General features: G+C 44.9%; 23 protein-coding genes and 1 pseudogene. 14 read left to right on the plus strand and 10 right to left on the minus strand.

Annotated features, from left to right (window positions below; genetic code table 11):
* Positions 1–125 precede the first annotated feature (125 nt).
* The 5 genes from BCV39_RS00765 to BCV39_RS00785 all read right to left on the minus strand — a co-directional run bounded on the left by BCV39_RS00765 (position 126) and on the right by BCV39_RS00785 (position 5,110).
* Positions 126–527 (minus strand): hypothetical protein, encoded by a 402-nt coding sequence (locus BCV39_RS00765; protein WP_048663815.1) that lies wholly within the window; start codon positions 525–527, stop codon positions 126–128.
* 145 nt (positions 528–672) lie between these two features.
* Positions 673–1,005 (minus strand): multidrug efflux SMR transporter, encoded by a 333-nt coding sequence (locus BCV39_RS00770; protein ID WP_048658977.1) that lies wholly within the window; start codon positions 1,003–1,005, stop codon positions 673–675.
* Positions 1,006–1,154: 149 nt separating this feature from the next.
* Positions 1,155–1,994 (minus strand): S-formylglutathione hydrolase, encoded by an 840-nt coding sequence (fghA, locus tag BCV39_RS00775; RefSeq protein WP_048658978.1) that lies wholly within the window; start codon positions 1,992–1,994, stop codon positions 1,155–1,157.
* A gap of 156 nt (positions 1,995–2,150) precedes the next feature.
* Positions 2,151–3,299: an S-(hydroxymethyl)glutathione dehydrogenase/class III alcohol dehydrogenase gene (locus BCV39_RS00780; protein WP_102433413.1), complete on the minus strand. Its 1,149-nt coding sequence runs from the start codon at positions 3,297–3,299 to the stop codon at positions 2,151–2,153.
* A gap of 617 nt (positions 3,300–3,916) precedes the next feature.
* Positions 3,917–5,110, minus strand: coding sequence for a C45 family autoproteolytic acyltransferase/hydolase (locus BCV39_RS00785; RefSeq protein ID WP_102433412.1), 1,194 nt, complete (start codon positions 5,108–5,110; stop codon positions 3,917–3,919).
* A gap of 134 nt (positions 5,111–5,244) precedes the next feature.
* Between BCV39_RS00785 and BCV39_RS00790 the strand changes: the two genes are divergently transcribed.
* From BCV39_RS00790 to BCV39_RS00800, 3 genes and pseudogenes are all read left to right on the plus strand, one after another.
* Positions 5,245–5,661: a helix-turn-helix transcriptional regulator gene (locus tag BCV39_RS00790; protein WP_048663813.1), complete on the plus strand. Its 417-nt coding sequence runs from the start codon at positions 5,245–5,247 to the stop codon at positions 5,659–5,661.
* Positions 5,662–5,955: 294 nt separating this feature from the next.
* Positions 5,956–6,281 (plus strand): annotated as a pseudogene (locus tag BCV39_RS00795) (SMR family transporter).
* A gap of 225 nt (positions 6,282–6,506) precedes the next feature.
* Entirely contained in the window at positions 6,507–7,178 is a 672-nt protein-coding gene (locus tag BCV39_RS00800; protein ID WP_102433411.1) for a sel1 repeat family protein, read from the plus strand.
* A gap of 96 nt (positions 7,179–7,274) precedes the next feature.
* On the opposite strand, the gene mpaA is transcribed toward BCV39_RS00800, so the two are convergent.
* Entirely contained in the window at positions 7,275–7,994 is a 720-nt protein-coding gene (gene mpaA, locus BCV39_RS00805; RefSeq protein ID WP_102433410.1) for a murein tripeptide amidase MpaA, read from the minus strand.
* A gap of 144 nt (positions 7,995–8,138) precedes the next feature.
* Between mpaA and BCV39_RS00810 the strand changes: the two genes are divergently transcribed.
* From BCV39_RS00810 to BCV39_RS00825, 4 genes are all read left to right on the plus strand, one after another.
* Positions 8,139–9,764, plus strand: coding sequence for an ABC transporter substrate-binding protein (locus BCV39_RS00810; protein WP_102433409.1), 1,626 nt, complete (start codon positions 8,139–8,141; stop codon positions 9,762–9,764).
* A 431-nt stretch (positions 9,765–10,195) separates the two neighbouring features.
* Positions 10,196–11,245: an ethylbenzene dehydrogenase-related protein gene (locus tag BCV39_RS00815; protein ID WP_102431979.1), complete on the plus strand. Its 1,050-nt coding sequence runs from the start codon at positions 10,196–10,198 to the stop codon at positions 11,243–11,245.
* A gap of 79 nt (positions 11,246–11,324) precedes the next feature.
* Entirely contained in the window at positions 11,325–11,924 is a 600-nt protein-coding gene (locus BCV39_RS00820) for a cytochrome C (protein ID WP_102431980.1), read from the plus strand.
* A 15-nt stretch (positions 11,925–11,939) separates the two neighbouring features.
* On the plus strand, positions 11,940–12,350 hold the full coding sequence (locus tag BCV39_RS00825) for a cytochrome c3 family protein (RefSeq protein WP_102431981.1): 411 nt from the start codon (positions 11,940–11,942) through the stop codon (positions 12,348–12,350).
* Positions 12,351–12,362: 12 nt separating this feature from the next.
* Here the strand turns inward: BCV39_RS00825 and BCV39_RS00830 are convergent, their stop codons facing one another.
* Positions 12,363–12,542, minus strand: a complete 180-nt coding sequence (locus BCV39_RS00830) for a hypothetical protein (protein WP_102431982.1) — start codon at positions 12,540–12,542, stop codon at positions 12,363–12,365.
* 139 nt (positions 12,543–12,681) lie between these two features.
* Here BCV39_RS00830 and BCV39_RS00835 point away from each other — a divergent pair, with 139 nt between their 5' ends.
* The 7 genes from BCV39_RS00835 (at position 12,682) to ugpC (ending at position 20,315) form a co-directional block, all read left to right on the plus strand.
* On the plus strand, positions 12,682–13,566 hold the full coding sequence (locus BCV39_RS00835) for a LysR substrate-binding domain-containing protein (protein WP_102431983.1): 885 nt from the start codon (positions 12,682–12,684) through the stop codon (positions 13,564–13,566).
* Between the two features lie 102 nt (positions 13,567–13,668).
* Positions 13,669–14,553: a sugar ABC transporter permease gene (locus BCV39_RS00840; RefSeq protein WP_102431984.1), complete on the plus strand. Its 885-nt coding sequence runs from the start codon at positions 13,669–13,671 to the stop codon at positions 14,551–14,553.
* A 23-nt stretch (positions 14,554–14,576) separates the two neighbouring features.
* On the plus strand, positions 14,577–15,524 hold the full coding sequence (locus BCV39_RS00845) for a carbohydrate ABC transporter permease (RefSeq protein ID WP_102431985.1): 948 nt from the start codon (positions 14,577–14,579) through the stop codon (positions 15,522–15,524).
* Between the two features lie 6 nt (positions 15,525–15,530).
* Complete coding sequence (locus BCV39_RS00850) at positions 15,531–16,811, plus strand: extracellular solute-binding protein (RefSeq protein WP_102431986.1); 1,281 nt, start codon at positions 15,531–15,533, stop codon at positions 16,809–16,811.
* 104 nt (positions 16,812–16,915) lie between these two features.
* The gene (locus tag BCV39_RS00855) at positions 16,916–18,397 is read left to right on the plus strand and encodes a CehA/McbA family metallohydrolase (protein ID WP_102431987.1); all 1,482 of its coding nucleotides are present in this window, start codon (positions 16,916–16,918) and stop codon (positions 18,395–18,397) included.
* Positions 18,387–19,121 carry an HAD family hydrolase gene (locus tag BCV39_RS00860; RefSeq protein WP_102431988.1) on the plus strand — a complete coding sequence of 245 codons (735 nt, stop codon included), beginning with the start codon at positions 18,387–18,389 and terminating at the stop codon, positions 19,119–19,121. Before BCV39_RS00855 ends, BCV39_RS00860 begins: the two co-directional genes overlap by 11 nt.
* A gap of 57 nt (positions 19,122–19,178) precedes the next feature.
* Positions 19,179–20,315 carry a sn-glycerol-3-phosphate ABC transporter ATP-binding protein UgpC gene (ugpC, locus tag BCV39_RS00865; RefSeq protein WP_102431989.1) on the plus strand — a complete coding sequence of 379 codons (1,137 nt, stop codon included), beginning with the start codon at positions 19,179–19,181 and terminating at the stop codon, positions 20,313–20,315.
* 114 nt (positions 20,316–20,429) lie between these two features.
* Here ugpC and BCV39_RS00870 read toward each other — a convergent pair whose 3' ends face one another.
* From BCV39_RS00870 to manA, 3 genes are all read right to left on the minus strand, one after another.
* Positions 20,430–21,845, minus strand: a complete 1,416-nt coding sequence (locus BCV39_RS00870; RefSeq protein ID WP_055319106.1) for a fructose-specific PTS transporter subunit EIIC — start codon at positions 21,843–21,845, stop codon at positions 20,430–20,432.
* A 13-nt stretch (positions 21,846–21,858) separates the two neighbouring features.
* Positions 21,859–22,299: a PTS sugar transporter subunit IIA gene (locus BCV39_RS00875; RefSeq protein ID WP_017069783.1), complete on the minus strand. Its 441-nt coding sequence runs from the start codon at positions 22,297–22,299 to the stop codon at positions 21,859–21,861.
* Positions 22,300–22,547: 248 nt separating this feature from the next.
* Positions 22,548–23,765 (minus strand): mannose-6-phosphate isomerase, class I, encoded by a 1,218-nt coding sequence (manA, locus tag BCV39_RS00880; RefSeq protein ID WP_102432028.1) that lies wholly within the window; start codon positions 23,763–23,765, stop codon positions 22,548–22,550.
* Between the last annotated feature and the right edge of the window lie 55 nt (positions 23,766–23,820).

Below are 23,820 nucleotides of genomic sequence, written 5' to 3' on the forward strand. Positions count from 1 at the left end.
TATCTCCAGCGGAAAGGGCAGTAGTCGGTGGAAAGTGAGAGAAGGTTTTAAGCGAGAGGCGAGAAACAAAAACAGCGCTTGGAAGTCAAGCGCTGTCTAATAATAGATTCTATTGTATACCGACTTTAACGAATGTAGTTGGCATTAATACTTACGTACCAGTGCTGCAGTTTGCCATCGGCTTTCTTGATCCACAAATCGTTGGTGTAGCTCTCAATCTTGCCGTTAACTGTAAGGTTGAATGTGTTCTCGTCAAATTCGCCAAGCTTCACAAACTGGTCTGTCGTAATTAGAAACGGGTCCATGTCGTCCACACCAACCACATCTGAAATCACATAGTAGTGGTAGGTTAGCGGCTTGCTCGCATCATTCGGGTTGCTGCGATACGCCACAAGCTTGAATGGTTCCGTCAATGGAACGTCGAGCGTTTGCTTGTCCATTGTTGCTGGAATCGGGATAAACAGCCAAGCGGTAAACAGACCGCTCAATAAAACCATCAGGAAGAAAAGAGTCTTAATTGCTTTCATAGCAACCTTCAAAATAGGTGATGTTGAAGGTGCTATGGTAACAGGTTTGATCTGCTGATTGTAAGAGTATGAATAAGTGAAGGCATCACCTGTCTGTTAGGAAGTTTGAACGAATTGACACACTGTTAATAACTCACTATCTACACTAGTGTGAATGACCTTGCGACAGGTTGATCATCACAACACCGGCTGCCACTAGTAACATGCCAATCCAAACCATGGTATCGAGGTGCTGGCGGTAAACGAATGTAGAAATCAGACTCACGGTCACGATAGCTAAACCTGCCCATAAAGAGTGCACCACACCAACTGGCATTCCCTTCATCGCTTGGCTCAAAAATAGAAACGCTGCCAAGTGCCCTGAGATAACCAGTAAAGCTGGTACTGGTTTAGACAAACTAAACCCGTCAGTGGCTTTAAGTGCAACGTGAGAAAGTGCTTCAGCCATTACGCCCATCATCAAGAAAAACCAGCTCATATTCGTACCTTTGTCGTTGTATTGTTTGTGTTGGTATAGCAAGAGTGTTTGAAAGTGTTAATCGATGCCAATCGCGGATTAACTCATATTGCAGGCACAAAAAAGCCCACACCTCACGCTTTTGCAAGGTGTGGGCTAAATAGGTGTCGCTACTTGTTTAGGTAAGCCGCGTGGAACTCAATGTGCTCATCAATAAAGCTAGAGATGAAGAAGTAGCTGTGGTCGTAACCTGGCTGCATACGTAGCTCTAAATCGGCATTGGTTACCTTAGCCGCTTCGACTAGTTGCTCAGGTTTAAGCTGCTCAATCAGGAAGTTATCCGCTTCGCCTTGGTCTACCAACATTGGCAGCTTAGTGCCTTTGGTTTTTAGAAGCTCAGAGGCATCGTAGTGCTTCCACTCTTCAATATCTAAGCCCAAGTATTGGTTGAATGCTTTCTGTCCCCAAGGGCATTGCATTGGGTTCGTGATTGGGCTGAATGCCGAGATAGAGCGGTAGCTATCTTCGTTTTTAATGCCAATCGTTAGTGCACCGTGTCCACCCATGCTGTGACCAGAAATTGATTTCACTGATGTTACAGGGAAGAAAGACTCAATCAGTGCAGGAAGCTCTGTTACCACGTAATCGTACATGTGGTAATGGCTGTCCCATGGCGCTTGAGTAGCATTCACGTAGAAGCCTGCGCCTTGGCCTAAGTCGTAGTTTTCATCGTCGGCAACACCTTCGCCACGCGGGCTTGTGTCTGGGGCAACAATGGCAATGCCTTGCTCAGCCGCGGCTTTGAATGCGCCGGCTTTTTGCATGAAGTTTTCATCGGTACAGGTTAGGCCTGATAACCAATATAAAACAGGTACTGGGTTTTCTTTGCTTGCATTCGGTGGCAAGAAAATCGCGAAACGCATGTTGCAGTCAAGCGTTGCAGAAAAGTGGGTGTATTGTTTGTGCCAACCACCAGCAACCTTTGCTTGGCTAATGTTTTCAATTGTCATCTATTGTGCTCCGTTAGGTTGATGGTTTGGGAGTAAATTTGTCTATATGAGTAAAAGTTTCACCACCCACCGGGCAGGAGGTGGTGAAGACAGTTTCGCTCTGATGCTTAAGTCAGAACTGTGGTCTCGACACCTAAGTGCCGAGACCAAGGAGAATTATCTGTCCATGTGTAAAACAGTACGGATAGATTCACCTTTGTGCATTAGGTCGAATGCGTCGTTTACTTCGTCAAGGCTCATTGTGTGAGTAATGAACTCTTGAAGACCAAACTCACCTGCCATGTAACGGTTTACGATTTCTGGAAGCTCAGAGCGGCCTTTAACACCACCGAAAGCAGAACCACGCCATACACGACCGGTTACTAGTTGGAATGGACGAGTTGAGATCTCTTGACCTGCGCCTGCAACACCGATGATTACAGATTCGCCCCAACCTTTGTGACAACATTCAAGCGCTTGACGCATCACGTTTACGTTACCAATACATTCGAAAGAGTACTCAACACCACCGTCGGTCATCTCAACGATAACGTCTTGGATTGGCTTGTCGTAGTTCATTGGGTTGATGCAGTCAGTCGCGCCAAGTTGTTTCGCTAGCTCGAATTTGCTCTCGTTGATGTCAACACCGATGATGCGGTCAGCACCAGCCATACGAGCACCAATGATTGCAGAAAGACCGATACCACCAAGGCCAAATACAGCAACGTTGTCGCCTTTTTCAACTTTAGCTGTGTTCAGTACCGCGCCCATACCTGTTGTAACGCCACAACCTAGAAGACAAACTTCTTCAAGTGGTGCTTCTTTGCTTACTTTTGCTAGTGAGATTTCTGGAAGTACTGTGTACTCAGAGAAAGTAGAACAACCCATGTAGTGGAAGATTGTCTCACCGTTGATAGAGAAACGGCTTGTGCCATCTGGCATTAGGCCTTTACCTTGAGTTTCACGAACCGCTTGGCAAAGGTTAGTTTTACCAGACTTACAGAATTTACATTCGCCACACTCAGCAGTGTAAAGTGGGATAACGTGATCGCCAACTTCAACGCTTGTCACGCCTTCGCCGATCATCTCAACGATACCGCCACCTTCGTGACCAAGAATAGAAGGGAAGATACCTTCTGGATCGTCACCTGATAATGTGAATGCGTCAGTGTGACAAACACCAGTCGCAACGATACGAACAAGTACTTCGCCAGCTTTTGGCAGTTCAACGTCAACCGTTTCACGCTTTAGTGGCTCGCCCGCTTTCCAAGCAACCATAGCTTTGGATTGGATATGAGTTTGACCAGGTTTGATTTCGATAGTCATTGGATGCTTCCTTTATATGTCAGTACAGCGGATAACTTTGCAATTAAGTTCAACTCGTTAAGAGTAGTCGAGCTTAAATGTTTCCGCTCTCTCGTTTTGTTGGAGCTAGTATAGATGTCACTCTAGTTTTTGATAATCCCTCTAAATGGAAAATGATTATTACGTATTTGTAATAATTGGTATATTAAGAAGGGGGGATAGGGGACGTTCGTTACTCAGAGAACCTAAGGACACTGTAAACAGGAACTATGTAGGTAAGGTATTTATTAGAAATAAATACGACGTGAGATTTTCGCTTATTTTCTCGTGGTAAGTTCAAACATGTTCGTTTGCTGGTCATTTCCACTGTGTCATTGGCTTCTCATGTGGACGAGTTACACATCAAAGCCTCTTCGTTTTGAAAATATTCAGTAATTCACAGTAACTACTCAAGGCTTGATGGCAAAGTCCATGGAGGACCTATTCAAAGTATGGACTTTTACATATGAGTCGTAACGTTCAAGTGGGGTGCTCGGGTCACCTCACTCACGTTAATTGCATATTCGCTTTCTAACAACGATCAACGCTCATCGGGTTGATCACTGTTACCTAAGTCGGCTTTCTATTATGCTTTGTGCTTACTTGTCTAAACAAACACGTTGGAAGTCATTCCACTCACCCACACCTGGAGCGACTTCTATACAGCCTTCTTTTGTATCCATAACTGCTGTTAGCGTGGAGATAAAGTCAGAGCCATAAGCGGCATGCTGCGCAATCGGCTTCGTATTAAGTACATACTTAGCAGCCTCTACATTGCCTTCTGGTGTGTTATCAATGAACTGCTGAGCAAGCTCTGCGCGCCACTCAGTGTAAGCGGTTGCAACCGTACGCTGTTTACTCTTCTCGCCAAGCCCCACAGACTCAGCGAATGCTTGCAATACGCCTGGACGCTCAGAGTGATTCGCATGACCGACACCTGCAGGACGTTTTATGACGTAGTTCTTACCGTCGAGCATCTCCACGCCCACCGTGTTACCAGTACTGTCCGCAAAGTTAAAGTGGGATGCCACGACAGTACGGTATTGGTCTAAAATCTTCTCTGCATCATCAACACTCTTGGCGTTTCGCACTAGGTAGTTTTGAAGTGTACCAAGCTCAATAGCGTTGTCTGCTTCATTGCCTATACCCTTAGAGTCGGTACCTTGGAAGTTAATCACAACCCCAATATCTTTACCTAGTGTTTGACCTGAACCATAAAATCCTGATGCCATCACCTGTACATAATCATCAGCTTGTAAAACCCAGTAATTACCACCAGATAACGAAGGCGTGTCGTTTACTTGACCTACAACACCAGTACCTGAAAAACTCACTGTTGTGCATCCGCTTAGCGCAGACTGGGCAGTCGAAGCTAATGCCGCATCAAGCTGTGATAGTGTGAACATGGTTTTTAACGAAATCCCGCCCACTTTGGCAAGCGCGTTAAGAACTTCGAAGTAGTCGGGATTAAGCTTTTGAGAGTTCCTTAAAACCTTCATTGAATCTCTCTCAAACTTGACCACATCGATGCCTGCTAGTTTGTAGACGTATTTCGCTTCCTTAATACCACGTCGTACTTCTTCACCGACCTGCTTTTCAAATAACTCAGCATAATCAGCCGATTTTACGCCACGAATATCAACAATAGGTAAACTTTCTTGCTGAACAAATGCTTGCGGCGCATAGTAAGGCTGATGGACATCCAAACCTGGTACTGGCTCAAGAGAAATCGCGTGAGCTGAACCTGAGAGTGCAAGTGCGGTAGAAAGGATTGCGCGTTTAGTCATTTTCATATTGTTTTCCTTTATGTATTTGATTCATCATTTGAGACAACTCATACCTCTATGTCTGGCTATTAAATTATCATTTCAAATTTCCGAAATTCAGATAGCATTACTCGAGTAATTCCAGAAAACGGACAATCGTAATGGCAGAAATAGAAACAGAAGGGTTTGAATTCTTCGGCGTTGAAGAGACGGTCTTTCGAAGAATGGTGATAGAGCGAATCGAGGCGCTCATGGTTCAAGAAGGGTTATCTAAGAATTCGCTGGCTAAAAAAGCAGATATTGGCCGCTCAGCGCTTTATGAGAAGATGGATAGAGAAGCGAAAAGTCACTTCACCATTTTGGACTTTTTCCGAATCGCCAAAGCGCTTGATGTCAGCTTGCTGCAGTTGTTCCCAATGACCCAATTAGAGCGATTACATGGAGGGCAATTGCCTCTTTCTGCCAGTACACTTAAATTTCTCGACCTCATGCTTGCAGCCCCCAAAGAGGACATTGAGTTTTTAGCCAATTTTTACGCATCACTGAAAAAGCGCGATCAGCTCAACGGGGAGCAATAGCTGAACACATATTCATAATCCATAAACTATCAGTCCGTCTTTTCCTAATTATGGAAAACCTTGGGCTATCTATGAATTGCTAATTTAGGGGAAGCTGTAGCTCCCTTTTGTCTAAAAATGAGTTAGCAGGCTCTTTTATTTTGCATGCAGATGAATTATCTAAGACCAATTCATTGAGTTTCTTGGTTAAGATCTTTTAGGGTACGTCATAATAATTGCTTACTGAAAATCGCATGAATTGGAAATAAAACTACAATATTCTGAGCGCCGTATTTTACAGTTGTGGACTCAAACATGCTTTTATCTCTCCCACCACCAGTGATGCTATCACTCGCCATCGTGCTTGAAGTTGTCGCCACTTCTTTATTACCTAAAACGCAGCAATTTACTTCTTTACCGGCCACGGCCGCGGTATTGATTAGCTACGGTTGTGCCTTTTATCTGTTATCTCTCACAGTGCAAACCATGTCTTTGGGTGTGGGGCTGGGATTGTATTAGTCGCAGCACTGTCTTGGCTGGTTTACGGGCAGAAACTCGATATCTACGCGGTGATTGGGATCGGTTTGATTCTGTCTGGCGTAGTGATCATCAACCTGTTTTCGGAGTCGGTGAGTCATTGAGCTTTATTTAGGTCACACTTATTAATTTAACAGATTGATTTTTCTTTTTATTTTATAAATGTGGATTGTATTATGTAATTATGAAGCACGGACTTTCGTGGCATAGAAGTTGATATTTGTAACCTCTCTTAGTCTGCACACACATGATAGTAATCGGATAACATAAGTTGTTCCATTGTACAAACCGAACTCATTTCAATGCACTATATGACTTTTGGACATTTGATGTATAAAACATTATTTTTTTTGTTAGGAGTATTCACTTCACTGCAAGTTTTTGCTGAAGGAGATATAAGTTGGGTTAACGCAACAAATAAGTATTCTTGTACTAAGGAACTAGAGACCTGCTTCTTCGATGACTTTACTTCAGAGGAAGACTCTAAGGTGGTTGACGGTATATTTGTATATTTGGACAATATAAATTACCTAAGTGGTTTCTACAGCAAAAAAAAGTTCTTAGAGAAGTTAGAAATTATCTCTAAAACAAATGAAAACTATGCTTTTTTAATCGAAGCCAGTATTTATTACCATGGGGAGGGCTTTGTTCGCAACCTTGATAAAGCAATCGAAATTGTCGAGTCTAGCCCTTTTTATAATGAAAATGATCCCGACCAGATGTCTATCCTTGGTCTGAGTTATTATTTTAAATTTACAGAAGCAAAAGATGCACCTTTAGATTGGTATTTAAAAGCTAAAAACTATCTGAAAAAGTCTTATCAGCTAGATGAAAACTATGTAACAAGAGAATTAGCATTTTCTCTAATTAAGTCTAGCAATTTACAAGATCTAGAGTTGGCAGGGGATATTTTCAGAAGATTTTCTGAGATTGGTGATGAAGATGATGTGTATAACTATGATGTATATCTTAAAGGCATGAAGCAGCTCCAAGAAAACTAATAATGATCTACATTATCAATATTGGATTCCGAGTTAGAGGGATCTTTTATGCCAATGCCAATGCTAATTTCCGAGTGAGCTAATTCTCTATCGAAGCTATGTTCGAAAATAAGTCAACTTACCCCCCAACACCGCCACAAACGCATCCAAATACTGTTCGATAGTCAAATCTGAAGAAACTGGCGGTAGTTCTACGGTAATACACGGTAGGTTTCTTTCTTGGCACCAAGTGCCGAATGAACCTGGGGTTTCGTAATCAACGTCTTCGACGAGCGGTAGGTTGAATTGCTTGCCTAGCCAAATGGCGAGCTCTGATTGAGTTGGGTCGTCGACCATGGCGAGTGGCTCGTGGAAAGATATGACGAACTTAGGCTGGCGCTGCTCGATGAGGTCGATCAGTGATTGTACTTCAGGTTCTAGCTGGTCGGTTTGCCCAGTTTTTACTTTTACATCTCTGACTGGTGTATGTGAACTCCAGCGATAGACGGTGCCGTTTTCTGTCCAGTTTTGAGTCGGAAAAGCGCGGTTTAAATCAACTTGGTTGGCGTTGGCGCGAGTGCCGAGTTGATTGCCGTCTGGGTTCATCGATAAAATTACATCGTGTCGTAAGTTGGGGGCAGGCAAACTTCTTAGCGCGCAAGACAAACCTGCGATAGAAGCAGTTTCATCGCCGTGTGTGCCTGCTAAAAGCAGCCCGCGAGACTCACTTTCTACTTGCGCGGGGAAGTAGAGCAAGGGTGCGCCCAATACCGACTTTCCATATGGCAGCGGCTTTATTGAAAATGCAGCTCTTTCCGTTCTTGGAATTAAACTCACCTTTATCTCCTGATTGATCAAGTACTATCAAGTATTAACGATTACACAAACTTACTTAAATAAACTAAAGCGTTAAAACTCGTCAACAGTCGCATTGTTAATTTTATTACTTGCTTCAAAGATAGGCTAGGAGAGCAAAAAAATATGGATTTTAAGAAACATTCAACGGCTTTACTCATTTCATCTCTATTGACCCCTTTTATATCAGTGACTGCCGTTGCTGACACATTGCCTGCCGGAACTTCTCTGGCGAAAGACCAACACTTGGTGCGTGCCAATGATGCAGAAGCTGCGACGCTTGACCCTGCGAAAGCAGAAGGCCTGCCTGAGATGCATATTCTACGTGACCTGTTTGAAGGTTTAGTGATTCAAGATCGCGATGGCAACATCACTCCAGGTGTTGCGGAATCTTGGGAAACCGAAGACAACCAGACGTTTGTATTCCACCTGCGTAAAGATGCTAAATGGTCGAATGGCGATCCTGTGACAGCCGATGATTTCGTGTATGCGATAAGACGCGCGGTCGACCCGAAACTCGCTTCGCCGAATGTTTGGTATCTTAAGCTTACTCAAATTAGCAACATTGCAGACGTAGCCGAAGGCAAAAAGCCTGTTGAAGAGCTTGGTATCTCCGCTGTCGATAAATACACGGTGAAGTTCGAACTCGATAGCAAAGTACCTTACTTTGTGGCGATGACAGGCCACACCTCAATGATGCCCGTTCACAAGGCAACGCTAGAAAACAGCGACAAGCCGTGGAGCGATCCTAAGCAATTTGTCGGTAATGGCGCGTTTGTACTGGACGAGTGGGTGGTTAACGAGCGCATTGAACTGAAGAAGAACCCGAAATATTGGGACAACGCAGATACGCACTTAACTGAAGTGACTTACATTCCGTTCGAGAACCAGAATGCGTCGATCAACCGTTATGCGGTGGGCGAGGTCGATATCACTTCTGATGTGCCGACACACATGGCGCAGCAGCTTAAAACCAAATACCAAGATGCGTTTACCGCAGTGCCTTTGCTGTGTACTTACTACTACGCGTTCAATACCACGCGTCCTCCGTTTGATGACGCGAGAGTGCGTAAAGCGGTGTCGTACTCCATGATGCGTGACGTTATCACCAATGGTGTCACTCAGGTGGGTAACTTACCGGCTTATACCTTTGCCCATGAGTATACAGCAGGCTTTGATGCGACTCAGCCTGAATACAGTACATGGACTCAAAAGGAGCGTGATCAAAAGGCGAAAGAGCTGTTGAAAGAAGCGGGCTACGATGCAGCTAATCCATTGGATTTCAAATTACTGTACAACACCAGTGAGTCGAACAAGTCGATTGCAGTGGCGATTGCATCAATGCTGAAAGGCAACTTAGGCGCACAAGTTGAGTTAGAAAACCAAGAGTGGAAGTCTTACCTAGTATCACGTCGCCAAGGTGATTTTGATGTGATGCGAGCATCTTGGTGTGGTGACTACAATGAAGCATCTACCTTCTTGAGCTTATTGCGATCTGAGTCCTCGGGTAATTTTGCGCGTTACAACAACGACAAGTACGACTCTGCGATGGACAGCGCATTGGCCGCAACCAGCGAACAAGATCGCCAAGGTTTCTATGATCAAGCAGAGCAGTTACTGGCTGAAGATATGCCTATCGCGCCAATCTACTACTATATGCAGGCTCGCCTAGTGCGTCCAAGTGTCGGTGGCTTTGCTAAGAACAACGTAGAAGGGCGAATCTATTCTAAGGATCTTTACATCAAGGAATAGGTGGGCCAAATGCGAGTTCAGACATATCAGGACTAAAATATGATAGAGCTAGGAAATAGCGCATAAAGGTCAAAAACAGAAGAAAAGGGACGTTGAACATAAATATATGATTAACGTCCCTTTATTATATCTCTATTTTAGATAATGCTACTTATAGGGAGTTTTAGCTGCCTATAAATGAACGTTGAAGCTCGAAATTGATACTAACCATTATTATTTGTGAATTAGTTAAGTATAGCTATCATAAGGCTATTGATATTTATAATATTTGAGATTTTTTTAAAAAAGTGATTATCTATTTATTGAGTTCTAAATATCTATTTTTATATTTTGTCTATTTGTATTTAAGTTGATGTCGATCAATTGAAATAAACTCATTCATTCCTACGCTTAATTATATAAATAGAGCAATAGGATTTAGGAGGGTAATAATGAAGTACTCAATGATGACGCTATTAGCCGTGGTTGTACTTACGATCATTCCAGCCAGTGCTGTTCACGCAAAAGATAAGATACTAGAGAGCAGTAAGCTTGCCTCAAATATAGTTATCGATGGCAACGTTGATGCCGTTTGGGAGCAAGCTAAACCACTGACACAGAAGGTGAACAAATTACCGTATAAACCAAATAATGGCTATGAAGGCATTAAAAAAACCAGTGTGGAAATGAAGTCGATGTATGACAATGAATACATTTACTTCTTGTTTACTTATGCCGACCCGACCAAAAGTATTGACCGCTTTCCTTGGGTTAAACAAGAGGATGGGTCATGGAAGCAGTTGAAAAATAAAGATGATACTGGGCACGACAATACTTACTACGAAGATAAATTTGCGGTTTATTGGGACATCAATGCTGAAGGCTTTTCTGAGAAAGGGTGTAATGCTGCATGTCACAGAGCTAAAAAGGGTAAAAATGCAGGGCGTGATGATAAGAACCCAGCACGTAAATACACCAAGCAGGAAGACGAGTTTATTGATATGTGGCACTGGAAAGGTGTGAGAACCGCGGTTCATAATCAGCTCGATGACCAATATGTTGATAGTAATACCGATCCAAAACAAAACAAAGGTTGGGGACGTAAAGGAGACAGCAAAACGGGGGGTGGCTACGTTAATAACGTAAAAGACGGTCAGCCAGCCTATGTATCAGATAACTTAACCAATGAAACATTACTTATTTTAGACTCAGAGAAGAAGCCGTTTACAACTGACTACAATAAGTTAGACCGAATTCCAGGGTTAACGGGTAAGCCATTTACCGGTTCCCGTGGTGATATCGAAGTCGGTGCTATTTGGAAAGAGGGTGTTTGGACTCTGGAAATGAAGCGTAAGCTTGTAACTACGGGGGAAAATGCAGAAACGCAAGATGTGCAATTTGACGATTTGAGCCAATTATATCCATTTGGTGTTGCGGTTTTTGATAACTCTCAAATTAATCACATATACCATCGCGGTGTGTTAAACCTTGAGTTTAAATAATTATAACACTCGTAACTAACTGAAATGATTTGTGTCGAAATAATCGGCTCAAATCATTTCTTAACAGAAGAGTACTATTATGGTCAAAACAGTTACTCAATATGTTTCTTATTTATTTGTGTTGACCACGTTGAGCATATTCTTTATGCCGCTACCACTCTGTTCTGAGTCAACAGTTCAGAATCCCGCTGTGCATAATGTAAAACCGTTTTCTAGCCAAATTACCAATGAAGCGGAAATGCAGACTTTAATAAAGGAAAATAAGCGTTGTATACGGTGCCATCAAAAAAAGCGTCTGCTTAAAAATATTAATGCCATCGCTTCTGTAGGCGCACATGCCAGTACTGAGTTTTACAACAACTGCACGGCTTGTCATGGCAGAAAAGGTTCTCATCCCAAAGATTCTGATGTGGTAAGTGTGATTCCATTCGATGATCATATCGACTTGCCAATTTTCGAGCAAAACCAAAAGTGTATCGCTTGTCATTCTCCTGAAAGCTTGAGGGTCAGTGAGTGGACTCACGATGTACATGCCACCAAATTGACATGTTCCAATTGTCATAATTTACATCGCGATTCAGACCCGATTATCGGTATCAGTAAGAAGTTCCGTATTGGGTTATGTGCAACCTGCCATGAAGCTATTCTGCGTGAGAAAGAGCTTAAGTCGCATCGGTAAGAAGGAGCCAGTTTTATGAGTACGACTAGATATTTAATTAGTGTGTTACTTGCTGGAGTATGCGCACTGGTGGTCGCTGAAGATTTACCTAATCCAGATGAGCATAACCTTGCGAATATTCACCTAAAGGATGAAACATGTGCGGGTCAGTGCCATCTAGACGAAGAGCCTTCTGACGATCTTGAGTTTGAATATAACAGCTGCGTGGAGTGTCATGATGATTTTGGTCACCTCGAAGGGCGCCAGCATAATTTAAAGCACAAAGAGAGCGAAGAGATGGAGTGCGTCGAGTGTCATCTTCCCCATGAAGAATTTGATCCTAAGGACACTTGTACCGACTGTCATGATGAAGAAGACGAAGAATTATCAGACTTTTATTCAGTTAGGCTAGAGCGCTATTTAAATACGTTTAGCCTTGATTTCTAGAAACTCATTATATTAAAAAGTAGAGCCGAGCACACTTACTTTAGATGTGATGGGTTTACTCTCTTCAACGTCTTTAAGCGGTGCTGCTTCGCGAATATCGGCACCTACTAGAGCTGCGTTATTGCAAAGATCAATAGATAAGTCTGATGCGAACTCGGCTCTAAGACATAGCGAAGCTAAGACATCACGCATAACAATTAGAAATAGAGAAAAGGGACGTTGATCATAAATATCGGATCAACGTCCCTTCGTCATTAATCTGTAACGGTAAGCACAAAAAACTGAAACCTGACTGAAGTATTTTTCACTTTTATTTCAATCAGGTGAAGCCATGTTACCCCCTCTACGTGCCCTTGTTGCGTTCGAAGCTGTTGCCCGCCTCGGTTCTATTGGCGCTGCTGCGCGAGAGCTTTGTGTTACGCAAGCTGCGGTGAGTCAGCAGCTTAAAAGTTTAGAAATCTTTCTCGATACCACACTGTTTGAACGCAGCTCCAAAGGCGTAAAGTTGACGTCGGCTGCCCAACATTATCAACCGATTGTTGCGGGCTCATTGGCTCATCTGAAACTACAGACTCAAATCCTGTTTGGGGAAAAAGAAACCGACGTTTTGAGCCTGCGCGTTAATCACACCTTTTGCCATAACTGGCTGCTACCTCGCCTGCCATCTTTTTATCAAAAATACCCTTTTATCAGGCTCGATATTCAGCTGGTGGATTGGCCATCAACCAACCCTTGTCAGAATGTCGATATCGAGCTGACCAACGGCAAAGTCGAAAGCGAAGACACCCATTGTGAGCGACTGTTTCAAGAACACTGGCAGTTAGTGTGTAGCCCTCAATTCAAATCCGATCATCAAGAATTACTCAGCAAGCATGACTTTGCTGCTCTGCCGACGGTTCAGGTGAAAGGCTACCGAGAGAACTGGCTGCAATGGCTTGGGCATAACCAATTCGAGATGACCTTACCTAAGGTTCTGCTCGAAGTGAGTAACTCTCTGCATGCCTTAGAAGCGGTTAAACATGGCATTGGAATGTTGCTCGTACGCTCGCTCGCGGTGTCTGAATTGCTCAAGAAAGAAGACCTTGTGTTGGCAAACGAATCCTCGATGCCTGCCGAATCTGCCCACTATCTGATTACCAAACACAGTCGCAGCGCCAAGGTGAATTTCTTCTGCGATTGGCTCTATCACCAAATGGAAGACGGTGAACTGGAGTAAAGATTTTCTAATGGGTAGCCATAAAAAAAATGAAGGGCGCTCTTACTAACCTGTCACACAAACCCCTTAATTTAACCGCATACAAATAAGGACGAGGTCACCATGAGTGCTTTCTCACAACCAATGAAAAACCGCTTAAAGGTACTGTTATTTACCGCACCGTTGTTGGTGCCACTGTTTACTTTTTGGCTCGTACCATTTGGTTATTCAATTTATATCAGCTTTACCGATTGGGATTACATCTCGCCAGATTATTCGTTCATCGGTTTAGAAAATTACGAGTACATGGTTGAGGACTACGAGTTCATTCAAGCGGTGCTCAACACGTTTTGGTTCTCTGCCGGAGTGGTGATTCCAACCATCATTCTTGGTCTTGTGTTTGCCATGTTGCTGCACAAAAACTTCAAGGGTAGCCAGTTTTATCGTGCTGTGATCTTCTCGCCTTGGATCACGCCAACGGTCGCGGTGTCGATTGTTTGGTCTTGGGTGTTCGAGACGAAGTCGGGCTTGGCAAACCACTTGTTAGAGTCGGCAGGGTTTAGCGCGATTCCATGGCTAGAAAACGGAAACACAGCCTTGATTGCGGTAATTATCGTGACGGTGTGGCAGGCGATTGGTTGGACGATGTTGTTTTACATCAGTGCGATCAACAAGATTCCAGAGTCACTGTATGAGGCTTCTTTGATCGATGGTTGCAGTAGCTTAACGCGCTTTTTGAAGATAACGCTGCCCCTGATTTCTCCAACCACATTCTTCTTAGTGGTGGTCAATATTATCACTGCAATGCAGGCGTTCGATCAGTTCCAGATCTTAACGCAGGGCGGGCCGGGTGGTGAGACTCGTACCTTGTTGTACTTATTCTACCAACAAGCATTTGAACGTTACGAAATGGGACCTGCAGCCGCGACATCGTTAGTGATATTCCTGATTACTGGATTGTTGGCACTTATTAATACCTACATCGGCAAGCGCTGGGTGTACTACTAGTCGATTTTTGAAAGGACAGAATTATGACCACGCAAGTATTGGATGCCAATCAAGTATTAAATCAGAGGGCAGCTACAACCAAAGTTAAAGCCCAAACCAAAGCGACGAAATCAGAGGTTGCGTCAAAGACAAATTCAGTGGATCGCCGTTCGTTCCTCGCACTGGCTAAGCACCTGTTCTTGGCAACCTGTGGAACCATCATGGTGTTTCCGTTCTTATGGATGCTGTCTGGCTCGCTGAAAAGCAACGATGAGATCTTTGCTAACCCGCTGGACTTGATTCCAGAACATTTCCGTTGGGAAACCTTTGTCGAAACTTTTCACAGTGCGCCGTTTGGCTTGTACATCTTCAACAGCTTTAGCGTGGCTTTGTTTACGACTCTATTGGTGATTGTGAATTCCGCGATGTTTGCATACGCGCTGACTCAGCTGAAGTTTCGCTCGAAGACGGTGCTCTATTTCATCGTGATGGGTTGTTACATGCTGCCGGGCGCAGTGACTTACATTCCGTCTTACATCACCTTGGCAAAACTGGGTTTGTTGGATTCACATATGGGCTTAGTGGCGTCGAATGCGGCGTCGGTTTTCGGCGTGTTTTATCTGCGCCAAGTGTTTATCAAGGTGCATCCGTCGCTGATTGAAGCGGCACGAATTGATGGTGCAGGTGAGCTCAAAATCTTATGGGCAATCATCTTACCGCAATGCCGAGCAGCAGTCGCAACACTGTTCCTCATCACTTTTATTACCAATTACAACAGCTACATGTGGCCAAGTCTGGTGATTACGACTCAGGATTTAAATCTGATCGCTACTGGTATTCGTCACTACTTTATTGCCGAAGGTAACTATGGGTTGAACTGGTCGCAAATTATGGCGGCGAGCACCATTGCAGTATTGCCTTTGTTAATTCTATTCGTCATTTGTCAAAAGACGATTCTTTCAGGTATCGCCGATAACGGCGTAAAAGAGTAAACGGAAATGAAACTAAAAACTCTCGCACTAGTGTGTGCTGGCGCAGCAAGCGCGTCTATGTTCTCTAGCAGTGTTCTTGCCGCTACCGAAGTTAACTTTTGGTATTCCGGTGGTACTAAGCCACAGCAAATGATGACTAAGCTCATCGAAGAGTTCAATGCGAGCCAAGATGAGTATGTGGTGAAGCCAGCATTGCAAGGTAACTACACAGAAACCTACCAGAAGCTGCAAGCCGGTTTAGCGTCGAAAACGGCACCTGAACTTGTTCTGTTAGATTCAGGCCGTGCGGAAGCGATGCACGGGCGTGGTCTGAGTCGTGACCTAACGCCGTTCATGGATGAAGAGTTCAACTTCTCTGATTTCATCGGCGCGTTTAAAGATCAAGTGACGGCAGAAGATGGCACTATCATCGGTCTACCTGCTTACGGCACAACTCAAGTGTTCTACTACAACAAGCAGGTGTTGGCAGATAACGGCTTTACTGAGCAAGATCTAAAGACATGGCAAGGCGTGGCTAAGGTCGCAGAGAAAGTCACACAACGTGATGAGAAAGGTAATGTGACCTTCTACGGCTGGGAGCCGATGTGGGGTCAAGACAACATGATTGATGCGGCATTTTCTAACGGCGCTAAGATCATCAGTGATGACGGTAAGAAAGTGCTGATTGACTCTCCTGAGTGGGTTGAGGTTTGGGACAGCTTCCGTAAGTGGATCCACGATGATCAAATCATGCGTATTCACTACGGTGGTCAAGGCTGGGAATACTGGTACAAAACCATTGATGATGTGATGAAAGACAACGCACTAGGCTACACCGGTTCATCGGGTGACCAAGGTGACTTGGACTTCACTAAGCTTTCAGCAACCACGCAACCAGGTTGGGGCTCAAACCCTTCTGCACCACAAGCGGGTGCGCTGGTTTACGTAATGCCAAAAGGCACAGATGACGCAGCGGCCAAAGGTGCATTCGAGTTTGTTGAGTTCTACACCAACGCGAAAAACACCGCGGCATGGTCGATGTTTACGGGCTACATCCCAGTGCGTAACAGCGTTTCTGAAGTTCCAGAATACCAAGCGTTCACTAAAGATAACCCACAAGCTCTGATCCCGCTAAAGCAAGCGAACACGGCGACCAAAGATTTCCTAGACCCTACCAACGGTAAGATCATGGATGCGCTTAAGGTGGCTGCAGACCAAATTCAAATCCAAAACGTGCCTGCTGATAAAGCGCTAAAACAAGCAGCTAAGAAAGCACAACGTGCACTAGACCGAGCGAATCGTTCTTAATCTGTAAAGTGGTTAAAACTATCTTTGCATGCATAAAGGCCCATCTATTCGGGTGGGCCTCTTTTTGACCCAGTCCTTCAATTAGGACGAATTTGGTGAAGACAATGACCCAATTTCAAGGTGAGCTGCCGTTTGGCAGAGTACGTATCCCCTTTGATGTGCCAGCAGGTTCTCACAGCGTAACCATTATTGGTACGACGGTGACAAAAGGGTTCCTATACGCAGCAGCCTACGATCCCAACCAAGCATTTCGTGGCAAAGTGCTGTTTGAAAAGACGCACAAGTCACTCACCATCCAACCGGAAAACTCAGGCCTAGGCGCGATTGATGGAGCGATTCCATCGGGCGAGTGGTTCTTAGAACTCTACAACCTTGAGGGTGAGTTTCGTACCGAACGCGCGATGCAGTATCAAGTCGATGTGCTTTGCTCTGATGAATTAGTTAATAACGATGTTGAGCTAGAACTGAACCCAACAGTCACAACTGAGCACGATATCGAGTTTGATTACAGCTACATGCTGAGTTCTGATTCTCGCTGGTATCGTGGCGATTTACACGCTCACACTCAGCTTTCTGATGGTCACAATACCTTAGCCGCGGCTAAAGACATTGTTGAATCACAAGGGCTCGATTTTTTCTTCTTTACAGAGCACAACATTTGCCAGCCCAAGCTGCCTGTATCAAATCAGTGTTTGTTCTTACCGGCGTTAGAAGTCACGACTGATCTCGGGCATTTCAATGTGCATGGCCCGGTTAAGTCTTTGGATCTCAGAAACGTTGAACACAGCAGCCAAGCGACGATGGAAGCGGGATTGAGCTTAGCTAAAAGTGGACACAATGGCGGACACAGTTCCCTCGGCATTAATCACCCGATGATGAAGCCGTGGCATTGGCAATACGATCAAGTAGAGCTCAGCCAAGTGTCCACGTTTGAAGTGTGTTGTGACCCAACTTGGTCGACCTCACCGAAAGCAACGGAAGAGGCGTTATTGGTTCTCAATGAAATGTGGAATTGTGGTCAGCGAATCACGGCGATTGGCGGCAGTGATTCACACCTTGAGCCCCATGAACGCAACCCAAAATCCGATGAGCCTTCTATCTATGGCGATCCATCAACATTCGTTTACAGCCATGGTTTGAGTGGTGAAGGCATCTTGTCCGGTTTGCGTAACGGCCAAGTGTACTTAGAGCGCCGCTGCGGCTTGAAGTTTGATATCAACTTAGGCGACTTGCTACCAGGTAACGATTCTCAAGGGCTGGCTCTGACTTATCGTATTGCTGTCACTGACTCAGAAAACCCCTATTACGCGGAGTGCGTTGTGGATGGCGAAATTGTCGACCGAATCGCTTTGAGTGATGAGCTACAAAGTATCCATATTGATGAAGGGTACCGTTGGTGCCGTGTCGATATTCGTCGTGGGGAGCTTTCTTCAGCACTAATCAACAGTACTCAACCTTCATCTAACGAGCATGAATTTGAAGGCTGCATCAATGCCGTATTCGACGGCAAACAACCAGAATTTAACCAACCCCTAGTGCGTACTTGGGGAGAACTAATGGAGCGAATGAGCCGTGATGAAGTTTAAGGCGATGTTATTTGATAAAGACGGCACATTGTTAGAGTTCCACAAGATGTGGCTTAACGTTTCTCGTGGTGCCTGTGAGCGTGTGAAATCTTACAGTGACCAGCATCAAGGTAATCAAACTGTCACACCTGCTGAGTTACTCTTGGCCATCGGCGTGGAAGGTGATGTGGTTGATAACTATGGACTATTAGCCTCAAACCCAGTGGAAGATACCGCGACAGCGTGGTTCAACATGCTGCAACCCAATGTCTCGCTCGCTGAGTTCACCAAGTTGACCAAAGCGGCTTTCAATGACGAAGTGGAAGAGAATCCAAGCTGGATTGAAGCCCTTCCGGGTGTGACTGAAAAGCTTGGCCTGTTTAAGCAGCAAGGCATGATTTTAGGCATCGCGACTGCGGATACCAAAGACTCAACCATCTACACACTGGAGCAATCGGGTTTGAGCGAGATGTTCGATTATGTCGGTTACTCCGATGGTGATATCGAACCTAAACCTGCGCCAGCACTGCTCAATGCATTCTGTGAACAATGCGGTATTGAGCCTCATGAGGTGATCATGTTTGGTGACACGGTTTCGGATATGGAATTTGGCCGCAATGCAGGCGCAAGCAATGTCGGTGTTCTGACGGGGACTGCACAACACAGCGAGTTAGAGCCTGTGGCGGATCTGGTTATCGCATCGGTTGCCCACTTTGAGCTCAATCAACTGCAAGAACGTGGCTAAAACGTTTCACGACAGATTGCAAAGATAGTATTTAACGAATTGATTTAAGGACAGGTTATGGCTGAAGTCACACTGAGAGGGGTAGAAAAAACCTACCCAAATGGTTTTAAGGCCGTGCACGGTGTCGATCTGAATATTCGCGAAGGTGAATTCATGGTGTTTGTTGGGCCGTCTGGCTGCGCAAAATCCACCACACTTCGTATGATCGCAGGCCTTGAAGATATCTCAGAAGGCGATGTCTACATTGGCGATAAGCGTGTGAATGAGCTGCCACCTAAAGATCGTGGCATCTCGATGGTGTTTCAGAACTACGCGCTTTACCCGCACATGTCGGTGTACGAAAACATGGCTTTTGGCCTTAAACAACAGAAGCTGCCAAAGCATGAAATCAATGAGCGAATTGAAGATGCAGCCAAGACTCTCGATATTGAACATCTGCTAAATAATAAGCCGGGTGAAATGTCGGGCGGTCAAAGGCAGCGTGTGGCTTTAGGTCGTGCGATGGTGCGTAAGCCGGATGTCTTTTTGTTTGACGAGCCGTTGTCTAACTTAGACGCAAAGCTACGTGTGTCGACTCGTGTCAGCATTGCGCAGCTGCACAACAACCTGAAGCAAGAAGGGCAGAACGCCACCATGATCTACGTGACACACGATCAGGTGGAAGCCATGACTCTTGGTGACCGGATCTGTGTATTGAATCAAGGTGAGATCATGCAAGTCGATACGCCAATGAATCTTTATCAGTACCCAGCCAATAAGTTTGTTGCAGGCTTTATTGGTTCGCCAGCGATGAATCTTATCAAGGTGAGAGTGGACGAGATTGACGGTGTGATGAACGTGATATCGGAAAGTGGTACACGTTGGACGCTACCACAAGATAAGCAGGCTATCGCCCGTGAGAAACTCGGTGAGTGGTTGTGGTTTGGTGTTCGCCCTGAACATATCCAATTGGCCAACCACGATGCCCCATTGTCGGAGGTGAATACTCAAACGCACAGGCTAGATGTTGTTGAATCCATGGGTAATGAGCTGTATCTCTACTTCAAACTCGGTGCTGACAAGCTGGTGGCTCGTGTACCTTTCGATGCAGATCGAATTGCAAACAGCGGTGAAGAGACAGTGCTCCACTTTAATACGCTACAGTGTCACTTATTTGATTTGGAAACCGAAGAGACGCTCGTTCCTAAGAGCTGATTCTGTTGCTCCTACGAGTTATTCTGTAAAAAGAAATCCCCATTCATTGACTAGACGAATGGGGATTTTAGTTACTAGGGGGTAGTAATTTTTATCTTCTAACTTGTTTCAGGTTTAAATAGCCACCATGTCCGCGGCTTTCTTCATCGCTTCTTTGGTTGAACACTCAATCACATTCGCGTTTGCAAAGCGGTGAGCGTCTTTCACTTGGATATCGTGAGCTAAGATAACTAGCTTCGCGTTCGCTACATCTAGGTCGGTGATGCGGTTCTGAATACCGTTTTGACCTTGAGTTTCTACCTTGATCTTAAGGCCTGCTGCTAAGCCTGCTTTTTCCAGTGCTTTCGCTGCCATGAAGGTGTGTGCAACACCTGAAGGGCAACATGTTACTGCTACGATGTCGTACTCGCCTTCGCCTGCTACAGGTGCTGTTTGAGCTTGAACTGGCGCTGCTTCAACCATGTCATCTTCTGTTTCTACTGCGACTGGTTTCCAGAAGCCAACGATAACCGCTGTTGTCAGTGAACCTAGCGCAATACCGACGACGTACATTGGAATGTTGCTTGATACTGGCGCAGTGATTAGGCCGCCCCACGGTGCGTGCAGTAGAACGTCTGTCATGAAGCCGAATACACAGCCCACGATACCACCGGCAACGATTGAAGGAAGTACACGCATTGGGTCGTTTGCTGCGAATGGGATAGCACCTTCCGAGATACCGATAGAGCCCATGATTGCCGCTGCTTTACCTGCTTCTTGTTCTTGTTTAGAGAACTTATTTTTGAATAGGAACGTCGCCAGTGCCATACCTAGAGGTGGTGTACAAATCGCGATGCCTACGCCGCCCATTAGCCACGGTTGTGTGTCTACTTGAGTTTGAGCAAATAGGGTCGCTACTTTGTTGATAGGGCCGCCCATATCAAACGCAGTCATACCGCCAAGGATTGTGCCCAGAACCATCTTAGATGCGCCAGCCATTGAAGCTAAGAACTCGTTCATAGAAGACATGAACAGTTTGATTGGCTCACCGATGCCCCAAAGAACGATACCTGCAGAGATTAACGTGCCTAGAAGTGGGTAGATGAAGTAAGCACCCAGCGCCGTCATGTTCGCAGAAAGCGGGATCTTCTTAAGTTGGAACACCACGCCACCGGCGATAAAGCCTGCCACGATACAACCAAGGAAGCCGCCGCCCATGTCAGCCATGATGCCAGAAGAGATCATCGCAGGAGCTAGTGCGGGTTTGTCTGCAATTGAGTAACCAATAAAGCCGCCAAGAATGATTGGGAAAAGAACAAGGCCCTTGATACCGATATTAGAGATGTCTGCCAGCAAACCGTCGGCTGGAACCGCACCTTTGCCTGATGCCATGACCGCTAAAGCCAGCAGAACACCACCAGCTACGATGAAAGGCAGCATGTGTGAGGTTCCGAAAAGCAGGTGGCCTTTCATGGTACTAAGGATTTTTTTAAAGTCGCTACTACTGTTTTTATTATTGGTATTCGTAGCTTGAGTTGTTAGGGTGCTCATAATTTTCTACGCCTTATGAATTAATTAAAATATTAAGGATCTGTTGTTCGTCTTTTGCGTTATGGATATCTTGAATAAATTCATCGCTGAATTTTCCAAATAGTTCTTGTAGTACATAAATATGATGGTCAGCACCGTTATCCGGAGAGGCAATCATAAAAAATACGGTTGGATTGATGCCGTCTTCATCGCCATACTCGATACCTTGACGCTTAACACCGACAGCAATGGCAGGCTCAGTTACAGCCTTGCTTTTTGAGTGTGGGTAAGCGATGCCGTCCATTGAGGTGATGCTTTGAGATTCACGAATTTCAATGTCTGCCAAGAAGGCTTCTTTACTGCTGATTCGGTTGTTCTCAAATAACATGCTTGCCAATTCTTCAAACAGTTCTTTTTTATTATTCGCTTTAAGGTTGTTATTAATTAAGTTGACGTTAGTTAGCTGTGTGATCATTTATTAACTCATTCACTCTTGAAGTTCTTGAATTAAAATTAATGGATTAACCCGATTCGCGAAATAGCAAATAAAAGCCCTTCACTGTACATTTGTATCCAGCAAAATTAAGTGTGATTTGCATCATTCATCCAGTGTGAGATGGGTCATATTTGATGGCGTTTTTCGGTGTTGAAATAACTTTTTGTAGGAACAAAAATGCCCCGCAAAAGCAGGGCATGGATAGTGTGTGATTAGTGGTGATGGATCTAGCTGTAAGCGCGCGCTACGCGTCCAGCGCAATCCAGTTTGTAACTCTCAGCATAAGCAGGAATGAATACCGACTGGCCTTTCTCTATCACGCAGGTTTCACCGCATTGGTGAGTGAGCACCATAGATTCGTCGAGCGGCAGTAGGATCTCGGCACCTTCGGTGGTGATTTTTCTCTGATGAGAATTCTGCACGATAGAGAACTTGAAATCCTCGACCGGAATGTCGTACTCCATCACATCACCTTGCTCAATCGGGCTGAGCAGTAATCTATCCGCAGGTTTTTCATTAAATCGAGTACAAGAAACCAGTTCATTCACGTCCATGTACTTAGGCGTTAACCCTGCACGCAGCACATTGTCTGAGTTCGCCATGATCTCTAAGCCTGTGCCCTTGATGTAAGCGTGAGGGGTTTCAGCATCCAGATACATGGCTTGCCCCGGTTTTAGGGTAATCACGTTCAATAGCAGCGGAGCGAACAAGCCGACATCACCTGGGTATTGAGCTTCAAGCTCTGAAATCAATTGGAATACACGTTTATCTGAAAGCTTAGCCTTCATCAGCAGCATGGTTAACGCCATGCCTTTTTGCTCGCCTTCCAGAGACAGCAAGCTTGCAAAGAAGCTGGCTAATCCATTGGGAGTTTGGTCGTCCGCGAGATCGTTCACCATCGAATGCAACTCTGGAATATCAAGGTAATGGAAGTGCTCAAGGATCTCGCTGATTGATCTAAAACCATTCATTGCGGTGTAGTCGGTTAGGGCATACACCAGTTCTGGCTTGTGGTTGGGATCCTTGTAGTTGCGGTTGCCAGCGGTCATCGGAATGCCTTGCTGCTCTTCTAGAGCATATCCAGATTCAGCTTGTTGTTTATTTGGGTGTACTTGCACCGATAGCGCTTTCTCTGCTGCTAACACCTTGAATAGATATGGTAGCTCACCAAAACGACTCGCGACTTTCTCGCTTAGAAACAGGTTTAGGTTCTTGGAAATAAGGTTCGACAACGTGGTCTGCTGCCCGTTATCAGTCACCATTGAGCAACCATTCGGGTGAGCGCCCATCCAGATCTCTGCTTGTGGCTCACCAGACTGGTTATCAATACCAAACAGTTGGCTAAACGAAGAAGGACTCCCCCATGCGTAGTTTTGAATCACGTTGGTCATAGGGTAGAAAAAGCGTTGTACGAACGAGTCGTTCGCTAAAGAAAAATCAGACATCGAAATCACCATGAAGGGAAACATGGCTTGAGCTCTATTCGTTCCTAAAAAACTA

The sequence above is a fragment of the Vibrio sp. 10N.286.55.E10 genome, assembly GCF_002872555.1.
Lineage (GTDB): Bacteria > Pseudomonadota > Gammaproteobacteria > Enterobacterales > Vibrionaceae > Vibrio > Vibrio crassostreae.